Genomic DNA, 22,561 nt, shown 5'->3' with positions numbered 1-22,561 from the left:
TGGAACTCGCGGCATATCATTCATGACTCTGCCGAAAGAGGAATGCGTAAATCGGGGGCATCGCAGGCCGGTTTCTGTCGCGGGAAAAGGGCGAATTCCCCCTGGATTGCCAAGGCGATACGGTTGGCCTGAGCTTGGAGCGCATGCCGGTCGGCGGGATGCGCCGTCCGGCGGTGACGGGCTGACAGGGCAGCCATGACGATGGTCCGCAAGGCGACGGTCTCCGCTTCATACTGATCTGCCATCCTGCTCTCCATCGCGATTACGAATGCGAACAAAACAAGAACTTACTGTCATGGCAAGAGCGGTGATGAGCGTTCCGCTGTGTCATCACGCAGCCATGATGCGCACAAAATCGGGAAGACTCTGGATGAAGGCCGCCTTTGCACCGAGGTGAAAGGCCAGAAATCAAGCATTTGGAACAATGTGATGAAACGGACCTGGTCTTTCGCCACGCTTGCCTTGGGCCTGCCGCTGGGCCTCGCCGGCTGCGACATGATGGGGTCGTCGCCTTCCGTGCCGCCGCCGACAGCGCCGGCCGCGACGACCAGCGCCAATCCCATGACCGGCGCCTTTCAGAACGGCGGCGGCACCCAGACCGGGCCGAGCGCCGGGCCGGAAGGTGGTGCGACGCAGGCCGGCATCGGCGCGGGCAATACGGTCGGCTCGGCGCCGTGACCGATACGGTTCGAAGTCCGAAACACTTTTGACGGCGTTTAAATTGCCATGTCATCTTCGCTCCACGGGGCAATCGGATGGATGGCATGGGCTGTTTTCGCTGGCGGGTTTGGATGCTGTTTGCAGCCGCCGCACTGGTCATGGCGGCCGGGCGGCCAAGCCTTGCCGACACACCCATCGATACCGCGCTCAACCCTGATCTGATCCCACCCCTGGCCATGCAGCAGCAGGTGATGATGTTGCCGGCTGACCCGGATCGTCCCGCCCGGCTGGAAGTGACCTTGCTGACACCGGAGGGCGCGGGGCCTTTTCCCCTTGTCGTGCTGAACCATGGCACACCCCTTGCCGGGGATAAGCTAAGAACGATGCAGCGCTACATCTACACTTTTTCTGCCTATTACTTTTTATCTCGCGGCTATGCGGTGGCGATGCCGATGATGCGCGGCTTCGCGGCGTCCGAAGGGCAACTCCCCAATACCGGCTGCAATCTGGCAGCACTGGGGACGGCTGACGCGCGCGACATTCTGGCGATCATCCAGGACCTGTCAGGCGATCCTGATCTTGATACGCGTCGTGTCGTCGTCGGGGGCCAGAGTTTTGGTGGCTGGAATACGCTGGCGATTGGCGCCCTGCATCCCCGCAACATCGTCGGGCTGGTCAGCTTCGCGGGCGGTATTCGCTCAAGCGCTTGCGACGGGGAAGCGACCGGACCCGGCGACCTAGCGCTTCTATCCGGATTGCGCGCGTTGGGCGCCACGACCTCGATCCCGTCGATCTGGTTCTTCGGTGACAATGACAGTCTGTTCCCGAAACCGCTGTGGCAGGCCATGTTTCGGACCTATACCAAGGCCGGCGGCCAAGCCGTGTTGATCCAGATCGGCCGTTTTAGGGATGACTCACATCAAGTCTTGAGTTTTCCGGAAGGATTGCCGCTCTGGACTTCGCCTCTGGACGCCTTTCTGGGCCGCATCGGCATGCCGCACCGTGCGATCTTTCCTGCGTATCTGCCCTTGCCCGCGCCTGCCACCACGCATTTCGCGGCGGTGAGCGACGTGGCGGCGGTGCCTAATCTCTCTGAGGACGGACGTGCCGACTACCGGCACTTTCTGTCCCATGCGACGCCGCGGGCCTTTGTTCTGGCGCCAGACGGGCGGTCAGCCGCGAGCTTTGGAGGCTTCGATCCGTTGGGCCGGGCGCTCAATCTGTGCCGTGCCTATGGCTTCACATGCCGTCCCTATGCCGTTGACGACCGCATGGTCTGGGTTGCGGCGCCGGCACCGGTTCCCTCCGGCTTTGCGGCGCTCACGAATATAAGCGCCGTGCCTTATCTTAATGCTGGGGCATTGGCCGGCTATCGCAAGTTTCTGGACGAACCGCTGCCGCGAGCCTTCGTCATTTCGCCGGACGGGTCCTGGGTCTCATCTTCGGGCCCTGATCCGGCGTCCCACGCCTTGCACTATTGTCAGATGTCCCATCCGGATTGCGGGGTTATGCTGTCGACAGGACGGTTGTTTGGCGCGGTCCGGCACAATGAGGCCTTCTGACCCTTGCATATCGCGGGTTTGGGGAAATCTTTTGCCAAGACTGCAACGACGTTGCCGTCCGCACCCGTTTATGGCCTATAATCGCCCAGCCGATGGGAAAGGGTGAACCCATGCCATTCGATGGAACGAATTTCCATGAGCGGCCCTCGCAACCGGGCCCTGAAATGCCGAGCGACAAGGTGCTCAGCCGCTTCGTGCTTTTTCTGGCGGTCGCACTCTTCGTCATGCCCTTTTCGATGTTCGGCCTGGTCGATCTCGTCCATTTCATTTTCGGCAAATAAGCGCGGCCCTCAGGCGCCGCTATTTGTGCAGCAGCGCCGCGCGGCCCATCAGGCGCTGGGCCAGCAGTACGGGCAGGATCGTGAGCAGGATCACGACGCAGACAACGACATTCACTTCCGGCAGATGCTGGCCCAGGCGGATGGCGCCGAAAATCCACAGCGGCAGGGTGGTCTGCGCCCCGGCCGTAAAGGTGGTGACGATGACCTCGTCGAAGGACAGCGCGAAAGCCAGTAGGGCACCCGCACCCAGCGCGCTGCCCAACATGGGCAGCGTGATGAGCCGGAAGGTCCGCCAGGGACCGGCGCCGAGATCGCCCGAGGCTTCCGCCCAGGAGGGCGGCAAGCGGCGCAGCCGCGCAATGACATTGTTATAGACGATGACGGTGCAGAAGGTGCCGTGGCCGATAACAATGGTCCAGAAGGACAGATTGATCCCCCACAGCACGAAATAGGAATTCAGCGCCATGCCGGTGAGGATGCCGGGCAGGGCGATGGGCAAAACGACCGCGAAGGCGATGGCCTCGCTGCCCGGGCCGCGCAGCCGGTAGACGGCGAGTGCGGCCAGCAATCCCATCAGCATGGCGAGAGCCGTCGCAACCACCGCCACTTCAACGGACAGAAAAAGTGCGGCCCGCACTTCGTCATCCGCGAATGTCCGGGCAAACCACTGAAGAGAGAAGCTCTGGATCGGCCATCCCTGAATATTCGAGGCCGAAAAGGCATAGACCATGATGATGGCCACGGGGACGAACAGAAACAGCAGGATTACGATCACCGAGGCCCAGAGCAGGGTTTTGGCCAGATCAAAGCGCATCGAAGGCCCCGAGCTTGCGGGCGATCAGCAGGTAGCCGGCCATGACCAGCAGCGGCAGCACGGCGAAGGCCGCCGCGAAGGGGATGTTGTTGGATACACCGACATTCGAATAGACGACATTGCCGATGAAATCCGAACCCGGACCGCCGACCAGCAGCGGCGTGATGTAATCGCCCAGCGTCAGCGAGAAGGTGAAGATAGACCCCGCGACCAATCCGGGCATGGCCAGCGGCACGATGACGCGCCGAAACGTTCGCCAACCGGCTGCTCCCAGATCCGACGAGGCTTCCAGCAGCGAGGGCGGAATGCGCTCCAGCGCCGCAAACAGCGGCAGGATCATGAAGGGCAGCCACAGATAGGTGAAGACGATCCACATCGCCCAGTTGGAATAGCCGATGGATGCTGCCGGCAGGCCCAGCCCATGCAGCAGCCAGTTGAGCGCGCCGTCATGCGCCAAGATCAGCCGCCAGGCATAGACGCGGGCCAAATAGCTGGACCATAGCGGCAGCATCACCAGCGCCATCAGCGCGGGTCTCAGCCGGGGGCCGGCATAGCGGGCCATAACATAGGCGAAGGGCCAGGCCAGCAGCCCATCCGTCAGCGTCACGGCGGCCGCAATGCCGACGGTGCGCAGCGCGATGCGGCCATAGGTCCAGTCGCCCAGAAGCTGGCGGAAATTATCCAGCGTCCATCCGGGCTGAATCTGCCCCGACAATTCATCCACCGTATGGAAGGAGGAGACGAACATCGCCGCCAGCGCCGCCAGATAGAACAGCACGAACCAGATTGCGGGCAGGGAGATCAGCGCGGCGACGCGCCAAGCCGGGCGCCGCCACAGAAGACCGGAAAGGGAGGCGGAAGCTGGCATCTCAGCCCTTGATTTCCTGCCAGGCGCGCTGCCAGGCCCCGTAATCCAGGCAATTGCTCTGGCCATTGCCGCAGGCCTTCAGCGGCGTCTTCCAGAAATGGATCTGGTCGAAATAGCTCGCCCCCGCATCGGCATGATACTGCTTGCAGGATCCGGCCTGCTGCTTGTCCATCTCGGCGCAGGCCAGTGTATTGGCGGGCGTTTCCCCGAAATAGATTGCCTGCTGCGCCTGCACATAAGGCGTCGTCACGTAATTGATCCATTCATAGGCGCAGTTCGGGTGCGGCGACTTGGCCGAGACCATCCAGGTATCGGCCCAGCCGGTGACGCCTTCGGTCGGCAGCGTATCGGCCACCGGCACTTTGGCCGCTTGCAGCGTATTGGTCTGATAGGGCCAGGCCGCGCCCAGCGTGACGTCGCCATTGCGGAAGAGGTCGATTTCGTCTGAGGCCAGCGCCCAGTATTTACGGATCAGCGGACGCTGCTTTTTCAGAAGCGTCACCACCGCGTCCATCTGCGGCTGCGTCAGCTCGTAAGGATCGGTGATGCCGAGGCTGGGATCGGTCTTGGACAGATAGAGCGCCGCATCGGCGATCTGGATGGGATTGTCCGGCACCGTGATCTTGCCCTTATTGGCCTCGTCATAGATGACGGACCATGAGGTCGGCACCGGCGTCACCTTCTGCGTATTGTACAGAAGCGTATTCGGCCCCCATTCGTAGGAGACGCCGTAATGCACGCCCTTCACGGTATTGAAGGACGGGCCTTGCAAAGCGGGGATGAAATTCGTCCAGGCCGGAATCAGGGCTATATTGATGGGCTGCACGTTATGGCCGTAGATCAGCCGCAGCGTCGCGTCGCCCGAGGCCGAGACGAGGTCATACTGGCCGCCGCCACCGGAGCGCATCAGCGCCACCATCTCATCCGAGGAGCCCGCGTATTTGCGATTGACCTTGCAACCGGTCTTGGCCTCGAAGGGCTTTACCCAGTCATCCTGCGCATAGCCTTCCCAGGCCACGATATTGAGCGCGCCTTCGCCCTTGCCGATGGCCGACAGCGGCTCGGCGGCGGAGGCTGCCTGGGCGAAGGGCAGCGCCAGGCTCACGATCATCGCGGCGGCTTTGGTCAGGCACGTCATCGAGACTTTCATGATCCGGCTCCTGTGGCGGGTGAAGGTTAAGCGGCGAGTGGCCAGGGGGCTTCGGCAGACCAGGCGGCGAGGACTGGGCTGCCCTGGGCCAGGCGTGGCGCTTCCGCGCCATGGGCCATATTCTGCTCCACGGCCGTCAGCCGGCTGCCATCCGCACAATCGAGCAGGAAGCGCGTCGACATGCCCAGATAGCTGACCGCGGCAATGGTGGCGGGCATCGTCTCCCACCCTGCCGCCGGCGCATCGGGCGACAGCAGGCGGATCTTTTCCGGGCGCAGCGCGCAGGCTGTGCCGTCGCGCGCGATGATATTGGTGATGCCGACGAAGCCGGCCACGAACGCCGTCTGCGGCTGTTCGTACAGCATCCAGGGCGAGGCGATCTGCTCGACGCGGCCATGGTTGAAGACGGCGATGCGGTCGCTCATGGTCAGCGCCTCATCCTGGTCATGCGTGACATAGATGAAGGTGATGCCCGTCTGCTGCTGCAAGGCCTTTAGCTCCACCTGCATCTGATGGCGCAGCTTCAGGTCCAGCGCCCCCAACGGCTCATCCAGCAGCAGCACGCGCGGGCGATTGACGATGGCGCGCGCCAAGGCCACGCGCTGACGCTGGCCGCCCGACAATTGGCCGGGCCGCCGGGCACCGAAGTCGGCGAGTCGCACGGAGGCGAGCGCCGCTTCCGCGCGCAGTATCGCGTCCTTGGCCGGGATTTTCTTGGCACGCAGGCCGTAAGCGACGTTTTCCAGCAAGGTCAGATGCGGAAACAGCGCGTAATCTTGAAAGACCGTGTTCACGTCCCGCTTATGCGGCGGCAGGCGGGACAGATCCTGTCCATCCAACGCAACCGTTCCGGCATCGGGCAGTTCGAAGCCGGCGATGATGCGCAGCGTCGTGGTCTTGCCCGAGCCTGATGGCCCGAGGAAGGTGAAGAACTCACCGGCATGGATCGCAAGGTCGAGGTTTTCGATCGCGGCCGTGCCGCCGAAAACCTTGCGCACGCCTGAAAGCCGGATAAGGGGTGCCGGCTCGCTACTCTGTCGCACCCAGGCCCCCGTTTCTGTCCGGGGCTATCTTGTCTTGGCTGAAACGAGTTTGTCCAGAGCCCGCGCCACCGAGGCTAGACGAGCAGTCTCTTGCGTTTCGACCCCAGGAGAATCTCCGTCATCATCTCGGCGCTGTCCGGACTGCCGAAGAAATAGCCCTGCGCCAGACCGCATCCGAGCCCGGCCAGGCGGCTGGCCTGGCAGGCGGTCTCAACGCCTTCCACCAGCAATTGCATGTCGAGGGTCCGCGTCATGCCCAGCAAGGTCTTGATCAGGGTTTCGCCGCTTTCTCCGGGGGAAAAACGATCCAGAAGGCTGCGGTCGGTCTTTATGATATCGACGGGCAGGGTGAGAAGATGATCCAGCGAGGCGTATCCGGTTCCAAAATCGTCGAGTGCGACTTTCACCCCTGCGGCCCGCAACTGCTCCAGCGTATTTTGCACATCGCAGCGCTGGTCGGCGAAGTCGACCGTCTCCGCCACCTCGACAAGAAGATGGCCGTGCGGAATTTTCTGCCGCGACAGCGCGTCGATAATCCTCTCGCACAGATCGCCCTGCAGGAAGTCCGGCATGCCAATGTTCAAGCTGACATGCCGCAGGGTAATGCGCTGGTCGAGCCACCGGCGCATATCGCTCGTGACCAAGTGCAGCATACGTTCGGTGACCCGCGTGCCGATCGACGGATCCTTCAGAGCCTCAGAAAATTGCACGGCGGGCACGATATGGCCTTGCGGCGAGCGCAGGCGGCACAAGGCTTCCAGCCCGATCACCTCCTGCGTATCCAGGCGAACCAGCGGTTGATAATAGGCCTCAACCCGGTCTTCACTCAAAGCCTTCGCGACATATTGCAGATTCGGAACGTCGCGCTTGTGCTGGATGGCGGGTTTCTTGTCGAAATGCACGAACCGCCCGAAGCGATTGTCCTTTGCATGCTGAAGCGCCATATCCGCTTTGCGACGGAGCACGTCGGGGTCGCGTGGCCGGTCGGCATCAAAGATGGCGCCGCCGCAATTGACGACGGGAGAGACGGAATAGGGTCCGAACCATAGCGGCGGGCTCATCTTCGCCAGAATGGTTTTGGCGATTCCTGATCCGTCCTGATCCGCCTTGTCGTGGCGCAGCAGCACGGCGAACTCGCCGCCATTGATTCTGAAGGCTTGCCCCGGCGAGGTCACGCTGCTCAGCCGCCGACCCATCTCTCCAATCAGGAGGTCGGCATCCGCATAGCCAAGATCGTCATTGATGCTTCTAAGGTCGTCAATATTGAGCAGAAGCAGGCTGAGATGATCGGTTCCGCGCGACGCGTCCTCGATTGTCTTTTCGAAAGCAGCCCGATTGCCCAGGCCGGTCAATGGATCCTGATAGGCCAGCCGACGATTGTCCGATCGCAACTGTTTGCGGTCGAGCAGGATGGCCGACAGGTTCAGGCATTCTGCGACGATAGTCCGTTCCTCGGCGCTCGGCCCACGGCTATCCTTATAGTAGAAGCCGAAGGTGCCGAGCGTATGGCCGTCACCGGCCAGGATGGGGCTGGACCAGCAGGCTTTGACGCCCAGAGGCTCAGCCAGATCCCGAAAGGCCTGCCAACGCTGATCGACAAAGATATCCGTGACGGCAACGTCCTGGCGCAGGAAGGCGGCCGACCCGCAGGAGCCGACATTCGGCCCGATTTGCAAGCCGTCCAATGCCGCCGAATAGGCAACGGGAAGACTGGGACCGGCGAGAGGATGCAGCAGGCCAGCGCGGTCCACCGTCAGCATGGAGCACAGCACGCCCTGGGAAAGGCTCTCTACTTCACGGCAAATCAACTCTGCCGTCGTTTCAGCCTCTTCATCTCGCGCGATCTTGTCGAGAAGCACATGTTGAAATTGCGTCAGCATGAAAATCCATCGAGTCTTTGATGAATGGCTATGAGGTTTTTACCTAGACATTCATCAAACCAGTGCAAGCCGGTCCCGTCAAACGCCTTGGCCCTGCTCCGCATGATGTGATCCGTGAGGGGAAAGCCGTCTGGATTTGCCAGACGGCTTTCCCGGTTAGGCCGCCTTGCGGGGCAGGAACTTGGCGCGGACATTGCCCCATTGCTGGTCCACGGTGATGCCGATGAGAATGACGCCGCCCATGACCGCGAAATTGAGCGAGGAGGGGATGCCGAGCAGGTTAACGAGATTTTGCAGTTCCTGTAGCAGAACGACCCCCAAGACGACGCCGACGATGGAGCCTTCCCCGCCGCGGAGCGAGAAGCCGCCCAGCACGGCTGCTGCGATGGCATAGAGCTCGTAGAAATTGCCCTGGCTGGCCGGGGTGATGGAGCTTGTATACATCGCGAAATAAATGGCCGCGATGGCGGTCAGAATCTGACAGATGACATAGGCCCAGATGATGACCAGCCCGGTGCGGATGCCGGAATAGCGCGCCGCTTCCTCGTTCTTTCCGACCGCGAACAGATAGCGGCCGAAGACCGACCGGTGCAAAACCACCCACATGATGATGGCCACGATGAGCATGGCGACGAAAGAATGCGGCACGCCATGGCTGCGCCCCACCGTCAGCCAGTTCAGCGCCGGGAAGTTCTGGCCGAAGCCGAAACCCGCCGTGCCGTCCTGCGTGTAGAAGCGCGCAATGCCGCGATAGATCAGCAGGCCGCACAGCGTCACGATGAAGGGCTGCAATTTCAGTTTCGTGATCAACAGGCCGTGGATCAGCCCCAGCAGCGTGCCGAGCGCGATCATCAGCACCAGGGCGACCGGCCAGGGCACGCCTTCATTGGCGACGAAATCCACGAAGAGCACGCCGACCAGCGCGATGGCCGAGCCGACCGAGAGCTCGATGCCGCCGGTGATGATGACGATGGACTGGCCGATGGCGGACAGTCCGAACAGCCCCACCAGATTGGCGGTATTGGAGATATTGATCGGCAGCAGAAAGCGCGGATTGAGCGTCGCGACGACGATGCCGACGACGACGATGAGGATCAGGAGGCCAAGGTCTTTTTTGTTCATGCCGCTGCCGTATGGTTCATCTGCTTGCCGACAGCGAGGAGAAGCACGTTCTCCTCACTGAAATCGGGACGGTCGAGATAGCCGGCGATCGCACCCTCATGCATGACCGCGATCCGGTCGGAGGCCCCGATGACCTCCTCCATGTCGCTGGAAATCATCAGGATCGCGACGCCCTGTTCCGCGAGGCCGCGCATCAGGCGGTAGATTTCCGCCTTGGCGCCGATATCGATGCCGCGCGTGGGTTCGTCGAAGATCATGACGCTGGGCGTCATGGCCAGCCATTTGGCGAGCACAACCTTCTGCTGATTGCCGCCCGACAGCGACCGCGCCGGGGTCGCCAGCCGGTCTGCCTTGATGGCGAGATTCTTGCGCTGCGTCTCCGCCGTCCTGTTTTCCAGGGCGCGCGAGACAAGGCTGCGCCGGGCATGGGCGGGCAGATTGGGGAGGGAGATATTCTCCGATATCGGCAGGTCCAGCAGCACGCCGTTGAGCTTGCGGTCCTCCGGCACCAGGAAAATGCCCTGCTTCACGGCGTCCGTCGTCGTCTTCAGGCGCAGCGGCTGGCCGCGCAGCGACAGGCTGCCGCCGAGCGGCTTGTCGATGCCGAAGAAGACGCGGGCCAGTTCCGTGCGCCCGGCGCCGACCAGCCCGGCGAGACCCAGAATTTCGCCGGCGCGCAGGTCCAGATCGACCGGAGCGGCTGGGCGGCTCGGCGTGCGGATGCCGCGCGCCGACAGCACGATATCGCCGACCGGGCGGTTGCTGCGCGCCTCATCCAGCTTGAGGTCGCGGCCGATCATCAGCTTGACCATGGCATCATGCGTGATTTCGGCGCGGGACAGATGCCCGGCAAGCCTGCCGTCGCGCAGCGCCACCACGCGGTCCGCCGCACGTTCGATTTCATGCAGGCGATGGGTGATGAAAATCACCGCAATGCCCGAACGCTTGAGATCGGCGATGACGTCCAGCAGCTTGTCGGTCTCGGCCAGCGGCAAGCTTGACGTTGGCTCGTCAAGGATAACGAGCCGTGCGTCCACCGACAGCGCCTTGGCGATTTCGACCATCTGACATTGCGCGATGGACAGAGACGAGACCGGCGTATTGGGCGCAAAATTGGCGCCGACGCGGCGCAGCAGCGGGGCCACCGCGTCCCGCTGGGCGCGGCGGTCGAGAAGGTTGAGGAATCCACCCTGCCGCTTCTCCCGCCCGATCAGCACATTCGCGGCTACATCGAGATTGTCGAAGAGATTGAGTTCCTGATGCACGAAGGCGATGCCCGCGCCCATGCTGTCGGCGACCGTAAAGCCGCTATGCGGCGTGCCGTCGACGGTCAGCGTTCCGGCGTCCGGCGCAACCACGCCGCCCAGGATCTTCATCAGGGTCGATTTGCCGGCACCATTCTCCCCGATGATGCCGATAACCTCGCCACGCGCGACGGTCATGGAAAAATCGATGAGCGCATTCACCGGGCCGTAGGATTTACTGAGATTGGCCAGGACCAGCCAGGGCGGTTCCGCCCTGTGTCCGGCGCTTTCGGCGTCAGCCGCCATGGTTGCTCCTGTAGCCAAAGACAAGGCCGTCAAAGACAAGGCAAGATCAGGCGCCGGCACCTAGTGGCACCGGCGCCATTGCGGTCGTTACTGCATCGCCTTCTGTTCGGCGACATAGGCATCGACATTGCTGCTGTCGACGATCTTGGTCTGGATGATGTCAAGGCCGTTCGCCGGGATCGAGGACTTGTCACCCTTCAGATAGGCCGCAATCATCTTCATGCCCTGATAGGCCCATTCGTAAGGCTGCTGCACCACGGTGCCCGCGATCGAGCCTTCCTTGACGCCGCCGAGCGTGACCGGATCACCGTCGAAGCCGACGACGGTGATCTTACCAAGCTCGCCGCCTTCCTTCAGCGCCGCATAGATCTGCGGCGTATTGTAGGAATAGAAGCCGACCAGACAGGTGACGTTCGGGTCAGCCACCAGCGTGTCCGATACATTGGATTTCGCGCGCGCCTGATCGATATCGTCGCCGCGCACGTCAACCAGCGTGATGCCGGTGCCGGCCAGACCCTGCTTGAAGCCCTGGATGCGCTCACGCGCATTATCGGCGCCCAGGAGGCCGACGAAGCCCATGCACTTGCCGCCCTTCGGCATCGCCTTCTTGGCGATTTCAGCGGCCTGTTCGCCCGCCAGGATGTTCGACGAACCGATATAGGCGATGCGCTTGGTCTGCGGCGCGTCGCTATCCGTCGTGAACAGCGCGGTCTGGCCGGCAAGCTTGTCGAATTCGCCGGTCGAGTTCTTGGGGTCCACCGCCGAGACGATGATGCCCTTGACGCCGGCGCTGACCAGATTGTCCATCAGCGCGTTCTGCGAGGCGACGGTCGCCTGATCCGGGTATTGCAGTTCCAGCTTGTAGTCGGGCAGTTCGCTCTGCGCCTTCTTCACGCCCGCCTGCGCCGCCTTCCAGAAGTCCGAGGCGCCGTTGGCCACGAAGACGATGGTCGGCTTGCTTTGCGCATGCGCGCTCATCAGGGCCGAACTGCCGAACAGCATTCCGACGGTGGCGAAAGCGGCAAGATAATATGTGAAAGCCATGGTCGAAGTTCCTCCTGCCGCTTCATGTCGAGCGGCTTCTGTCGTTGGTGTGACGCGATCAAAGCTAGCACCGACTTATATCTGCCGCTTGCTGTGCTACTCAGCCATGAAATCATCAGACCATTACTTTGTAGAGAGGTTCAAATCGCCCTGTCAACGGAGAGAGTGCTTTCGATATCGCTATCTTTTCCTTTAAATTTGAACAATTGGGATCGCTTCCGACATCTGTATGGCTTGGCTCTGGCACCGCCCCTCCGTCTGGCCTAGACCCGGTAGGGTAGGGATGACGGGCGAGGCGAGCGACGGTGGCTGGGCAGGATCTATGGGGCCGCGTCGAGCGGCGCGGCATCGGCTTCATTCCCGAGACCGAACGGCATTCCAGCCCGCGCGCAATGGGCTTCGTCTTCTTCGGCACCCAGATGACCTATGGGTCGGTCGCCATCGGCGCGCTGCCGGTGGCGTTCGGCCTCGGCTGGCTTTCCAGCGTCATGGCCATTCTGATCGGCACGGTGATCGGCGCCGTCTTCGTGGCGCTGATGGCCTTCATGGGCCCCAAAACCGGCACCAACGGCACCGTCACCAGCGTCGCCTTCTTCGGACTGCGCGGCCGCTATATCGGTTCCTTCATCACCCAGATCATCGATCTGGGTTTTTTCGCGATGATCCTTTGGGTCAGCGCGCCGCCTTTGGTTCAGGCCGGGCACGCGCTGTTCGGCTGGGGCACCGGCACGGGCGCTTTGACGGTCGCCCTGCTGCTGACGGCGGCACTGGTTTTAACCCTGGGCATCTTCGGCCATGCGACGCTGGTCGCGTCCGAGACCTTCGTCTCCTATGCCAGCCTGATCGGCCTGCTGGTGCTGGCGCTGTTCTGCCTGCCGCATGCCGCAGCCTTTCCCGATCCCAAGACCAATCCCCTGGTCCTGGGCCGCTACTGGCCCAGCCTGATGTTGGCGGTGACGGTCACTATCGCCAATGCCATTTCCTACGCGCCCTTCGCGGGCGATTACGCGCGCTATCTGCCTGCTCGCACGCGGGCGGCGCCGCTGTTTTTCTGGCCCTTCGGCGGCATGGTGCTGGGCTGCCTGTTTGCTTGTCTCTGCGGCGAAGTCATTGGGCTGGCGGTGCATGACCCGTTCAACCCGAATGCGCAGATGCTGGCCTTCGTGCCGCCCGTGCTGATCGTGCCGGTGGTGGTCATCGGTCTGGCCGGCAATGCCGCCAATGGTGCCATGGTCGTGTATAACGGCATGCTGGATTTGCAGGCGATCCTGTGGCGGCTCAGCCGGCCGCAGGTGGGTGTCATCTTCGGCCTCGGCGGATTCGGGCTCGCCTATCTCGGCCTCATCGTCTTCAGCGCCGCCAATGCCATTCTGGCACTCTGTTCCATCGTGACGGTCTTGGTGACGCCCTGGAGCATCATCAATATCCAGGGCTATCTGAAACAGCGTGGCCGCTTTCAGCCGGCCGCCTTGCAGGCGTTTGGTGCGGATGGGCCGGCCAGCCGCTACTGGTTTCGCGCCGGTTTCAACCCGGCCGCTGTCCTGGCCTGGGTGGTCGCGAGCGTCACCGGTCTGCTCTTTTCCGACACCGCGCTCTTCGTCGGCCCTTTGTCCCAGGCGGCGCACGGCGTCGATTTGTCCTTTCTCACGGCGGCGATACTGGCCGGTGTTCTCTATCCCGTGCTGGGGCGCGTTTTTCCTGATCGGGACGAACGGGCGGCGGCTGCCCAAAAAGCCGCGCAGGGCCTATAAGACCGTCAGACAACACCGTCGGCGTGCCAGACATGCCGCAATACCGAGGATGAGATACCGCATGGTCCAGGCTCCGAGCTTCCGTCTTCGCGCTCTCCCGGCCCTGGGCGCGCTGTGCCTGCTGTCGGCCGGCTTCGTCGGCCAGGCCCATGCCAGCACCGCCACCGCCCAGGCTTGCGCCGCCAAGCTGACGCCCGAGGCGAAAACGATCTACGATCGCGCGGCGCCGAGCGTGACGCCGACCACGGATCTGGCGCCCCTGCTGAAATCCATCGTGCCGGGCATGGTCTTTTCCGGCGACGTGAAGGCCGGAACGGCAAGGGACTCGGCCATTGCCGCGGCGCATTGCCTGCGAGACCTCAAAAGCAACTGATCGGCCTGCACGTCCGACTCGGCCGTCGATTGTGTTTTGATAAAGCAATAAAATTGATCGACTCTGGCGCGTGACCGGATGCCAACGCCGCTTTTGGGCGGCATCCGGTCAAGGCGGATGTCGCAAACGCGCAGGCGTCGCTGCTGCGCTTGATATTAGAGCTCTCATGAAAGTGTCACGCTCGTCCGGCGGCGTTCGGCGGCAGTCTGCTGTGTTAGGGATTCGAGAACTTGGTTCCGCTTGAATTTCCGACAGGCAGACCTAGTCCGAGAGGCTGAATTCTGGCCTGAGACATCTAGACAATCGGAAATGAGCGCTTGATAAAACTGCATGGCTAAGTCCGACCGCACCGCTGACACGCAATATGCTGCGCTGCCCTATCGACTGGAAAAGGGCGAGCTTGAAGTGATGCTGATCACCAGCCGCGGTCGCGGCCGCTGGGTGATTCCCAAGGGCTGGCCGATGATCGGCCATAAGCCGCATGAGGCGGCCGAGATCGAGGCCTTTCAGGAGGCCGGGGTCAAAGGCAAGGTCGCCAAGAAGGCCATCGGCACCTATGCCTATTCAAAACGCCTGCCGAGCGGCGAGGAGCGGCTGTTTTTTGTCGTCGTCTATCCCCTGCGCGTGACGCTAGAAGCCGTGAAATGGCGGGAACGCGCGGAACGCAAGCGCGTCTGGTTCGCACGCGACGACGCGGCGGCGCTGGTGGAAGAGGGCGGTCTGGCGGAGATCATCGCCGCCTGGCGATAAATCAGCTGGCGGCGGGGCGGCGCAGAAGCGCGCGCAGCTGACTGTCCAGGCTACCCGAAAAAACCACGCCCGCAGGGCTGACCGGAACCCCGCCGGCGGCCAGCGCCTCGGCGCTCCAGCGATTGCAGGTATGGGTCAGGCCATAGTCCTGGGCCGCATCGTAGAACTGGCTGCCGGGCCAATTGCCGACGGCGATATAGGCAGGGGCGCCGGCAGGGGTTTTGGCGATTGCCGCCCATAAAAAATCAGAGAGGCCTTCCGCGCCACCGGGCGGTAGCGGCAAGGTCAGCACATGCGCGGCGCCATAGGCAGCGGCGGCGTCGCCGCTGATGGCGCTGACCTCGATGGCCGCCGGACCGGGAAAGGGACCGATGATCCATTCGCCGATTGTATGGGCCGGGGCGATCATGAAGGTCCGCTTGCCATAGCCGAAGACGAGGGTGCGGGCGCCGGGAAAAACCGCGCGAAAGGCCGCCAGCCTGCCGGTAGCTTCCGCCGCCGGCAGGGCGATGTCGGTGTGCCAGCCATGGGTGACGAGGCTGACGCTGCCGTCCGCCACGGCAGGGGCCGGCAACGCCGCGTGCGGACGCGGCGCATCGGCGCAACCGGCCATCATAGCCGGACAGAGCAGGGCGGCGAGAAGCCGAAGCGCCTGCCGCCCGTTTGGGATCATGGAAAGAGGCGCGGGCTTAGCAGCTGGCGCCGTTGCTCTTCTGGCAGCTACCGACCTGACCATTCGGCATGACGATATAGGTCTTGGACGGTCGTGCGCCGCCACCGCCGCTGGACGAACTGCAACCGGCGACTGCCAGGCCGAGAAGGGAAAGCACCAGAACGGCAAAGCGCATGAAGGACAGTCTCCGGCATCCGTTGGAACGGGATAATCAGCGTCGTCTCAAGGGTTCGATACGCTGGATCGGGGCAGGCAGGCAAGCGCCGGAAGGCCGGTGGCCAGGCGCAATTTGAAGCCGATTTGGTTGACGCGGCAATCGACGGCCGTGGCGCCTGCAACCAAACTGTCACGACATCAAAACAGCGTGATGGTTTGACGCTGCTTTGTAACAATGCATGTCTTTCCATGTAATGAGCCGCTTTTTGGGCCATGCGCTGAGCGTAACGCAGTATTCGTTGTATGAGTCCCATGCGGTCACCCGTAGAAGCGCCGGGTGACTTTGCCGGGCATTATACTGGCCAAAGCACACGGCAAAAAACACATGGACTTTATCGATCTGGAAATGGGCGAGCAGGAAGATCATCCTGTGGTTCATCTCGACACCACGGCCATCAGCCCGGCGGCGCTACCGTTCACCGCCCTTGTCGGCCAGACTGTCATGGCCGCCAACCAATTGGTGAGTGCCTGGGCCATGCTCTACGGCGCCATTTCCGGCCACAGCCTGCCCTATGTGGGCGGGCAATTCGACAAATGGGCGCGGGAAAGCGTGCAGCGCGACCATATTGCGGAACTCGCCGGCGAGTTTCTGGGCAAGCTGCCCCGCGAATTGGAACAGGTGGAAACCCTGCTGGAACGTGCCGAGACCCTGGCGCATGAGCGGGATCTTCTGGTCAACCAGCCGTGGAGCATCAGCCAGCTGCATGAGATGCGGCAAGGCCAGCCCGTCGATTCCTCAGGGCATCTGCCCGTCCGGCGGGAATTCCTGCTGGAGCATATCGCCCAGTTCGAGCTTCTGTTCGAGGCGCTGGAGCGGCTGCACGGCGATGTCATGGCGCTGGCGGTTGAATTCAGCCAGTCCCGCGACGTCGAAAAGACCCGTGTCCTAAACCGCAGCGCGGTGCTGGCGGCGGAGCTGAAATCCGGGCAGAAGGGGCGGCGCGCCAAGGCCGGCTCGCGGCAGAAAGTCTGGCAGCAACCGCTCGGCGCCTAAGGCATTCCCAACGATCACGGGGCGGTCACGGCCTTAAAGGCAGTGTGACCGTCCGGCAGGCCATAGCGCGGCTCGAGCCATGTCTTGAGATCGGCGCTCGTGATGGGCCGGCTGAAGCCGTAGCCCTGCACCTCATCGCAGCCGGCCGCCAGCAACTGGGCTGCGATATCCATGGTTTCCACGCCTTCCGCGACGACGCGATGGCCAAGCTCATGGCATAGGCTGATGGTGGAGCGCACCAGCCCGTGCTTGCGGCGATCCTCACGCATGCCATGAATGAAGCTTTGGTCGAGCTTGACCGTATGGGCCGGCAATTTCTCCAGATAGGCCAGACTCGAATAGCCGGTGCCGAAATCGTCGATCGCGATGCGAACCCCGGCGCCGGCCAGCGCATGAAGGGTCGCCATCACGATGCGGTCGTCGAGGATGAAAGTGCCTTCGGTGATTTCAATCTCAATCGCTTGCGGCGGCAGCGCGCGCCTGTCGAGATTGGCCAGAAGGCGGGCCATAAAACCGTGCTCGCGCAGGTTATGGGCCGAGACATTGATCGCGATGATGAACTCCGCGAAGCGCTGACGCATCTGTGCCAGATGATCCAGCGCCGTCTGCATGACCCAATCCGTCAGGGCGTGGATCAGCATGGTGGGATCGATCAGCGGGATGAATTCGCCCGGTGAGATCGGCCCAAGATCGGCATGGGTCCAGCGCAACAGCGCCTCGGCCGCGTAGTACCGCCCGGATGCAAGATCGACCCGGGGCTGGTAGAGCAGATAAAGCCCCTCGTTCTGTTCGAGCGCCGTCGCGAAACTGCGCACGATTTCAAAACGGCGCTGATGATCACGATCCTCCGTAGACGAGTAAATGCCAACATCGTCATGCGCTTGTCGCGCATCCTGCGCGGCACTGCTGGCCATGCGCAGCAAGTTGGGCGCGTCGGTTGCACCGAGGATGAAGGGCACGATGCCTGCCGCAACCGTGGCGGCAAATCGCGTCAGCTGGCTGCGGTTAACGCCGGTCAGATGCCGGCGCAGCAGACGAAGCAGATGATCGAGATCTGTGCCCATGGGGGGCAAAAGCGCCAATTGCTTGGCGGAAACCTGATAAAGCCTATAAAAATCGTCAGTCAGGATTCGAAATGAATTCACAACGTTTACGATGGCCTGATCCAGGTGCGCCGGTCCCAGCGCACGCATGATGGCATCGACCTGATGCGGCGGCACGATATCGATCAGAACCGCGATGGCTGGCGTATCAGCGTGCTGCGCCGCCATATCCGCGATATCGAGAATAAACTGGGCGCGGTTTGGAAGCCGTGAGACAGGGTCGATCGTGCCGACGACGACGTTTATTTCCAGCTGCAAAACAGCGAGAGAGGCGAGCTCGTTCAGAAGAGCGAGGTCCAGGCTGCCGGCATCCCGTGGCGCGGGGTCGGCAAGCGCCAGGCAGCCGATGGCAAAGCCATCAGGCAGGATCAGCGGCACGCCCGCGAAAAATCGGGTCTCAGGCGCATCGAAATCGTCGGATCGGTAGCGTGACTGCTGAGCCAGATCGCCGATGACGATCGCTTCGCGTTTGGCAATGATCTCGTAAGTGGGTGATGTGTCGACCGGGTGCAGGCGGTCGCCCAGCCCGTGATTGGCGACCATGAACTGGCGGTCGAAGTCCGCGACCGTCAGGGATGTCGCGGCCACGCTGAAAATCTTCGCGGCAAGTGCCACGATATGATCGAAGGATCTGTTGTCCGCGATATCCGCCGCGTGAACGTGCCGCCGCGCCAGCGGCAGAAGAGCGTCATACGGTTTCATCGGTGCGCCATTATCCGGCCGGGCAATGGCAGCTCCTGAACAATAACACTAAATCGAACTGATCGTTAGCATCGGAAAACCGGGCCGTCTATGTCCAAGCGATGGACTTTCGAAAGTGTCGCACCCAATCCGGGCGGCGTGCCGCCTGCTTGACAATGCTTGCCAAGCCAACGGTCGGACAATCCATGGCCCTGAGAATTCATGAAAAAGAAAACGGATAAGAAATCATCCAGTGGTTGTGTCATCTTTTAGGCAGGCTTCGATCCTACAGGCATCTGCGCTGCGATGTCACGAAGGCAAGCTTCCGCTCACGCGAGCTTGTGTCGTGGGCGCGTGCTGCCGTGCGATCGAGGATGCTTGCCGGCGCGCGCCGATGCCGCCATCCTGACCCCTCCATCAGTGAAGGAGGCAGCGGATGACGGGCGACTGGGCAGTATACGGCCGGGCCATTCATGCGCCGGATCGCGTCGAAGACTTGCGCGAAACATTGATGATCGTCGGGTCCGACGGCGTTATCGCATCCGTCGAGACCGGCGTTTCGCCTCGGGATCCGCGTCTGGCCGCGCTGCGGGATGGCGATGCCTTGATTGAAATCGCGGGTGATGAGGTTCTGATTCCGGGTCTGGTCGATCTTCACGTCCATGCGCCCCAATTCCCGCAACTGGGCATGGCGCTGGACATGCCGCTGCAAGACTGGCTGCAACACTATACGTTTCCGCTGGAGAGCCGCTACGCCGACCTGGGCTTCGCGGAGGCTGTCTATACCGATCTGGTCGATACCTTGCTGGCCCATGGCACCACGACCGCCCTGTATTTCGCCACCATCCATCTGCCGGCGACGCAGCGTCTGGCAGAGATTTGTCTAGGCAAAGGACAGCGCGCTTTTGTCGGCCGTGTCGGCATGGATCATCCCGAGCAATGTCCGGATTTCTATCGCGACGTTTCCGCCGAGGTTGCGATTGCGGAAACCCGAGCGCTGATCGCGCATATCCGCGCCTTGCCGGGCAATGACGCGGCCCTGGTGCGTCCCATCATTACGCCGCGCTTCGTGCCGGCCTGCACGGATGCCCTGCTGGACGGGTTGGGCGCGCTGGCCGCCGAGACCGGCTGCGCCGTGCAGACGCATTGTTCGGAAAGCGACTGGGAACACGCCCATGTGCAGGACCGCTGCGGTTGCAGCGATACCGTGGCGCTGGACCGGGCCGGGCTGCTGCGGCGTGGCAGCGTGCTGGCGCATGCCAATTTCATCTCGGACGCCGATGCCGGCCTGATCCGCGAGAGGGGGGCAGCGGTCGCGCATTGTCCGCTGTCCAATATCTATTTCGCGGGCGCCGTCTTTCCGCTGCGCCGCATGCAGGCGCTGGGCCTGCATATCGGCCTGGGCTCCGATATCGCGGGCGGTCCCAGCGCATCGCTGTTCGAGGCGGCGCGGCAGGCGGTCGCCGTCTCGCGCCTGCTGGAAAGCGGCACCGACGCGCGCAAGCCGCCGGCCGAGCGCGGCCAGCCCGGTGCGCGGATCGACGCGCCGACCGCCTTCCGCCTGGCGACGGCCGGTGGCGGCGAAGCGCTCGATCTGCCGATCGGCCTGTTTCGCCCGGGCTATGCCTTCGATGCTCTGTTGCTGCGTGCCAATCTGCCGGACGGCAATCTGCGCGTGGCGGCAAATGAGGCGGCGGACCGGCTGATGGAAAAAATCGTCATGACGGCCGGGCGCGGCGATATTGCCCATGTCTGGGTCGGCGGCAGGCTCGTCAAATCGCGCTGAGTATGAGATCAGTCGGACTTGCCCTCACGGATTCGTGTGTGGCATGGAATTTGCGTGATTTGGCAGTGCGTTGACCGGCAGAATAGGAAAAAATCTTGGCTTTTGAGGCGATCCCGATCATCGATTTCGCGCCGATGCTGGGCGATGACGCGGCGGCGAAGCGCGCGCTTGCCGCCGAACTGCGCGCGGCCTGCACCGAAATCGGCTTCTTTTATATCAAGAACCACGGTGTCGCGCAGAGCCTGATCGACGATACCTTCGCCCAATGCCCGCGCTTCTTCGGCCTGCCGCTGGACGAAAAGATGGCGATGCATGTCCGCACCTCCGTCAATAACAGCGGCTATACCCCGCTGCTGGAAGAGAATACCGACGCGACGGGCAAGGGCGATCTGCACGAGGCTTTCGACATGGCGCGCGAACGGCCGGAAGGCGACCCGGACCGCGCCGCCCATGCCAACCATTACGGCCCCAATCTCTGGCCGGCTGACCTGCCCGGTTTCCGCGCGCAGGTGGAAGCCTATTACGCGGCCATGCTGGGGCTTGGCCGCCGTCTGTTCGGCGCCTTTGCGCTCGCGCTCGATCTGCCGGAAGACTATTTCACGCCGCTGACGGATAAGCACACCGCCATCATGCGGCTGCTCTCCTATCCCAGCCAGGACGGGCCCATCGACCCGAAGCAGATCGGCATCGGCGCCCATTCCGACTACGAGTGCTTTACCATTCTGTGCCAGGAATCGGTGCCGGCGCTGCAAGTGCGCAATACCGACGGGCAATGGATCGACGCGCCGCCCATCCGTGGCACCTTCGTCATCAATATCGGTGACCAGATGGCGCGTTGGACGAATGATCTTTTCGCCTCCACCCTGCATCGCGCGATGAATACCTCGGGCCGCGCCCGCTATTCCATTCCCTGTTTCGTCGGCTCCAATGTCGATACCCGGATCGAGGCGCTGCCCGGCACCGTGACGGCAGACCGTCCGGCCAAATATCCGCCCGTTCTGGCAGGCGACTATGTCCAGGGCCGGCTGGATGCGACCTACGCCTATCGCCAGGAAGGAACCGAGCCGGTTGGCTGAGCATCGCTCAACCGCCAGTTTGCAACACCCTATCGCCTTAAATCCTAGGAGGATCTCCGTGAAACGGCTTTCCCTGCTTGCTTCGGCCTTTGGCCTTGTCGGTGCTGTCGGTTTCGCCACCCATGCTCAGGCGCAGGTCAAACTCAGCGGTCCGCCGAAGATCGCCTTTATCTATCTCGGCGCCATCAGCGACGGCGGCTGGACCGGCGCACAGAACCGGGCGCGCCTGGTTCTGCAGAAGGAATTCGGCGTCAAGATTCCCTATGTCGAGAATATCCCCGAGCAGACCGAGAAGGTTGAGCAGACGATCGATCTCTTCGTCAATCGCGGCTATAACGTCATTATCGGCGGCACATATGGCTATGGCGATGCCTTCAAGGCTGAGGCCAAGGCGCATCCGAATGTGGCCTTCGTGAATATGGCGGGTGTGACCACCGCGCCGAATCTGGAAAGCCCGTACCCCAAGACCTATCAGGGCTGGTATCTGGCCGGCTACGCGGCGGGTTCCGTGACCAAGTCCAAGGTCATCGGCATGATCGAAGGCTTCCCGATCCCGACCGTGCTTTGGGATATCAACGCCTATGCCAAGGGCGCGGCGGATGCCAATCCCGGTACGGTCGCCAAGGTTGCCTTCGTTAATTCCTGGTCTGACCCGGTGAAGGAAGGCCAGCTGGCCAACGCCATGCTGGAACAGGGCGCGGACGTCATCGCGACCGACATGGATAGCCCTGCTGCCATCGTGCAGTCCGAAAAGGCCGGGAAGTTCTCGGTTGGCTATGAGAATGACATGTCCGCCGCCGCCCCCAAGACCATCATGACCTCGATCGTCTTCCACTGGGACAAGATGCTGGTGCCGATGATCAAGGCGCTGAAGGCCGGCACCTGGACCAGCGCGGGCGCCAGCCTTTACGGCATGGATGACGGCATGGTGGCGATCACCGAACCCGTCAACCACGTGACGCCGGCAGTGCAGAGCAAGATCGACGCGATGAAGGCCGAGATGGTCGCCGGCAAGTTCGAGCCCTTCTCCGGCCCGATCAAGGCGCAGGACGGCTCCACGAAGGTCGAAGCCGGCAAGGTCATGACCGTCGACCAACTCTTCGGGATGAACTATCTGTTCAGCAACGTTCAGGGTTCGATCAAGTAGGCATGACTGTCACGACCACCGACCGCGCGGGTCCGGC

22 protein-coding genes are annotated in these 22,561 nt (G+C 62.6%); 10 read left to right on the top strand and 12 right to left on the bottom strand.

All coding sequences use genetic code 11. The annotated features are described in order from the left end of the window. Positions 1-20: 20 nt before the first annotated feature. Positions 21-245, bottom strand: coding sequence for a hypothetical protein (locus ASILVAE211_RS13140; RefSeq protein WP_227321784.1), 225 nt, complete (start codon positions 243-245; stop codon positions 21-23). A gap of 184 nt (positions 246-429) precedes the next feature. Between ASILVAE211_RS13140 and ASILVAE211_RS13135 the strand changes: the two genes are divergently transcribed. From ASILVAE211_RS13135 to ASILVAE211_RS13125, 3 genes are all read left to right on the top strand, one after another. Further along, positions 430-678 (top strand): hypothetical protein, encoded by a 249-nt coding sequence (locus ASILVAE211_RS13135; RefSeq protein WP_227321783.1) that lies wholly within the window; start codon positions 430-432, stop codon positions 676-678. A 113-nt stretch (positions 679-791) separates the two neighbouring features. Next, positions 792-2,222 (top strand): alpha/beta hydrolase family protein, encoded by a 1,431-nt coding sequence (locus ASILVAE211_RS13130; protein WP_227321782.1) that lies wholly within the window; start codon positions 792-794, stop codon positions 2,220-2,222. Between the two features lie 110 nt (positions 2,223-2,332). Beyond that, positions 2,333-2,503 carry a hypothetical protein gene (locus ASILVAE211_RS13125; protein ID WP_227321781.1) on the top strand — a complete coding sequence of 57 codons (171 nt, stop codon included), beginning with the start codon at positions 2,333-2,335 and terminating at the stop codon, positions 2,501-2,503. A gap of 19 nt (positions 2,504-2,522) precedes the next feature. On the opposite strand, the gene ASILVAE211_RS13120 is transcribed toward ASILVAE211_RS13125, so the two are convergent. The 8 genes from ASILVAE211_RS13120 to ASILVAE211_RS13085 form a co-directional block, all read right to left on the bottom strand. Then, positions 2,523-3,317 carry an ABC transporter permease gene (locus ASILVAE211_RS13120; RefSeq protein ID WP_227321780.1) on the bottom strand — a complete coding sequence of 265 codons (795 nt, stop codon included), beginning with the start codon at positions 3,315-3,317 and terminating at the stop codon, positions 2,523-2,525. After that, positions 3,307-4,185 (bottom strand): ABC transporter permease, encoded by an 879-nt coding sequence (locus ASILVAE211_RS13115; protein WP_227321779.1) that lies wholly within the window; start codon positions 4,183-4,185, stop codon positions 3,307-3,309. The genes ASILVAE211_RS13120 and ASILVAE211_RS13115 overlap by 11 nt, the downstream gene beginning before the upstream one ends. A 1-nt stretch (position 4,186) precedes the next feature. Continuing rightward, on the bottom strand, positions 4,187-5,335 hold the full coding sequence (locus ASILVAE211_RS13110) for an ABC transporter substrate-binding protein (protein WP_227321778.1): 1,149 nt from the start codon (positions 5,333-5,335) through the stop codon (positions 4,187-4,189). 26 nt (positions 5,336-5,361) lie between these two features. Then, a complete protein-coding gene (locus ASILVAE211_RS26335; protein ID WP_227321777.1) occupies positions 5,362-6,378 on the bottom strand; it encodes an ABC transporter ATP-binding protein in 1,017 nt (338 codons plus the stop codon). Positions 6,379-6,452: 74 nt separating this feature from the next. Further along, the gene (locus ASILVAE211_RS13100) at positions 6,453-8,258 is read right to left on the bottom strand and encodes a putative bifunctional diguanylate cyclase/phosphodiesterase (protein ID WP_227321776.1); all 1,806 of its coding nucleotides are present in this window, start codon (positions 8,256-8,258) and stop codon (positions 6,453-6,455) included. 156 nt (positions 8,259-8,414) lie between these two features. After that, complete coding sequence (locus tag ASILVAE211_RS13095; RefSeq protein ID WP_227321775.1) at positions 8,415-9,380, bottom strand: ABC transporter permease; 966 nt, start codon at positions 9,378-9,380, stop codon at positions 8,415-8,417. Next, the gene (locus tag ASILVAE211_RS13090; RefSeq protein WP_227321774.1) at positions 9,377-10,930 is read right to left on the bottom strand and encodes a sugar ABC transporter ATP-binding protein; all 1,554 of its coding nucleotides are present in this window, start codon (positions 10,928-10,930) and stop codon (positions 9,377-9,379) included. The genes ASILVAE211_RS13095 and ASILVAE211_RS13090 overlap by 4 nt, the downstream gene beginning before the upstream one ends. An 87-nt stretch (positions 10,931-11,017) precedes the next feature. Continuing rightward, complete coding sequence (locus tag ASILVAE211_RS13085; RefSeq protein WP_227321773.1) at positions 11,018-11,974, bottom strand: sugar-binding protein; 957 nt, start codon at positions 11,972-11,974, stop codon at positions 11,018-11,020. A 305-nt stretch (positions 11,975-12,279) separates the two neighbouring features. Between ASILVAE211_RS13085 and ASILVAE211_RS13080 the strand changes: the two genes are divergently transcribed. The 3 genes from ASILVAE211_RS13080 to ASILVAE211_RS13070 all read left to right on the top strand — a co-directional run bounded on the left by ASILVAE211_RS13080 (position 12,280) and on the right by ASILVAE211_RS13070 (position 14,848). Next, a complete protein-coding gene (locus tag ASILVAE211_RS13080; RefSeq protein WP_227321772.1) occupies positions 12,280-13,725 on the top strand; it encodes a purine-cytosine permease family protein in 1,446 nt (481 codons plus the stop codon). A gap of 61 nt (positions 13,726-13,786) precedes the next feature. After that, complete coding sequence (locus ASILVAE211_RS13075) at positions 13,787-14,098, top strand: hypothetical protein (RefSeq protein WP_227321771.1); 312 nt, start codon at positions 13,787-13,789, stop codon at positions 14,096-14,098. A gap of 330 nt (positions 14,099-14,428) precedes the next feature. Then, positions 14,429-14,848: an NUDIX hydrolase gene (locus ASILVAE211_RS13070; protein ID WP_227321770.1), complete on the top strand. Its 420-nt coding sequence runs from the start codon at positions 14,429-14,431 to the stop codon at positions 14,846-14,848. A gap of 1 nt (position 14,849) precedes the next feature. Here the strand turns inward: ASILVAE211_RS13070 and ASILVAE211_RS13065 are convergent, their stop codons facing one another. Continuing rightward, on the bottom strand, positions 14,850-15,407 hold the full coding sequence (locus tag ASILVAE211_RS13065) for a DUF2459 domain-containing protein (protein WP_227321769.1): 558 nt from the start codon (positions 15,405-15,407) through the stop codon (positions 14,850-14,852). 130 nt (positions 15,408-15,537) lie between these two features. Further along, complete coding sequence (locus tag ASILVAE211_RS13060; protein ID WP_227321768.1) at positions 15,538-15,696, bottom strand: hypothetical protein; 159 nt, start codon at positions 15,694-15,696, stop codon at positions 15,538-15,540. 366 nt (positions 15,697-16,062) lie between these two features. Between ASILVAE211_RS13060 and ASILVAE211_RS13055 the strand changes: the two genes are divergently transcribed. Next, entirely contained in the window at positions 16,063-16,731 is a 669-nt protein-coding gene (locus ASILVAE211_RS13055; RefSeq protein ID WP_227321767.1) for a hypothetical protein, read from the top strand. A 14-nt stretch (positions 16,732-16,745) separates the two neighbouring features. Here ASILVAE211_RS13055 and ASILVAE211_RS13050 read toward each other — a convergent pair whose 3' ends face one another. Further along, the gene (locus ASILVAE211_RS13050) at positions 16,746-18,536 is read right to left on the bottom strand and encodes a bifunctional diguanylate cyclase/phosphodiesterase (RefSeq protein WP_227321766.1); all 1,791 of its coding nucleotides are present in this window, start codon (positions 18,534-18,536) and stop codon (positions 16,746-16,748) included. A 415-nt stretch (positions 18,537-18,951) separates the two neighbouring features. Here ASILVAE211_RS13050 and guaD point away from each other — a divergent pair, with 415 nt between their 5' ends. The 3 genes from guaD to ASILVAE211_RS13035 all read left to right on the top strand — a co-directional run bounded on the left by guaD (position 18,952) and on the right by ASILVAE211_RS13035 (position 22,524). Continuing rightward, positions 18,952-20,301, top strand: a complete 1,350-nt coding sequence (guaD, locus tag ASILVAE211_RS13045; RefSeq protein ID WP_227321765.1) for a guanine deaminase — start codon at positions 18,952-18,954, stop codon at positions 20,299-20,301. A gap of 95 nt (positions 20,302-20,396) precedes the next feature. Further along, positions 20,397-21,377 carry an isopenicillin N synthase family dioxygenase gene (locus ASILVAE211_RS13040; protein ID WP_227321764.1) on the top strand — a complete coding sequence of 327 codons (981 nt, stop codon included), beginning with the start codon at positions 20,397-20,399 and terminating at the stop codon, positions 21,375-21,377. A gap of 58 nt (positions 21,378-21,435) precedes the next feature. Further along, a complete protein-coding gene (locus ASILVAE211_RS13035) occupies positions 21,436-22,524 on the top strand; it encodes a BMP family ABC transporter substrate-binding protein (RefSeq protein WP_227321763.1) in 1,089 nt (362 codons plus the stop codon). Positions 22,525-22,561 lie beyond the last annotated feature (37 nt).

Origin of the sequence: Acidisoma silvae, assembly GCF_020618775.1 — a bacterium.
Taxonomy (GTDB): Bacteria; Pseudomonadota; Alphaproteobacteria; order Acetobacterales; family Acetobacteraceae; genus Acidisoma; species Acidisoma silvae.
This window is presented reverse-complemented; position numbering and strand designations above follow the sequence as displayed.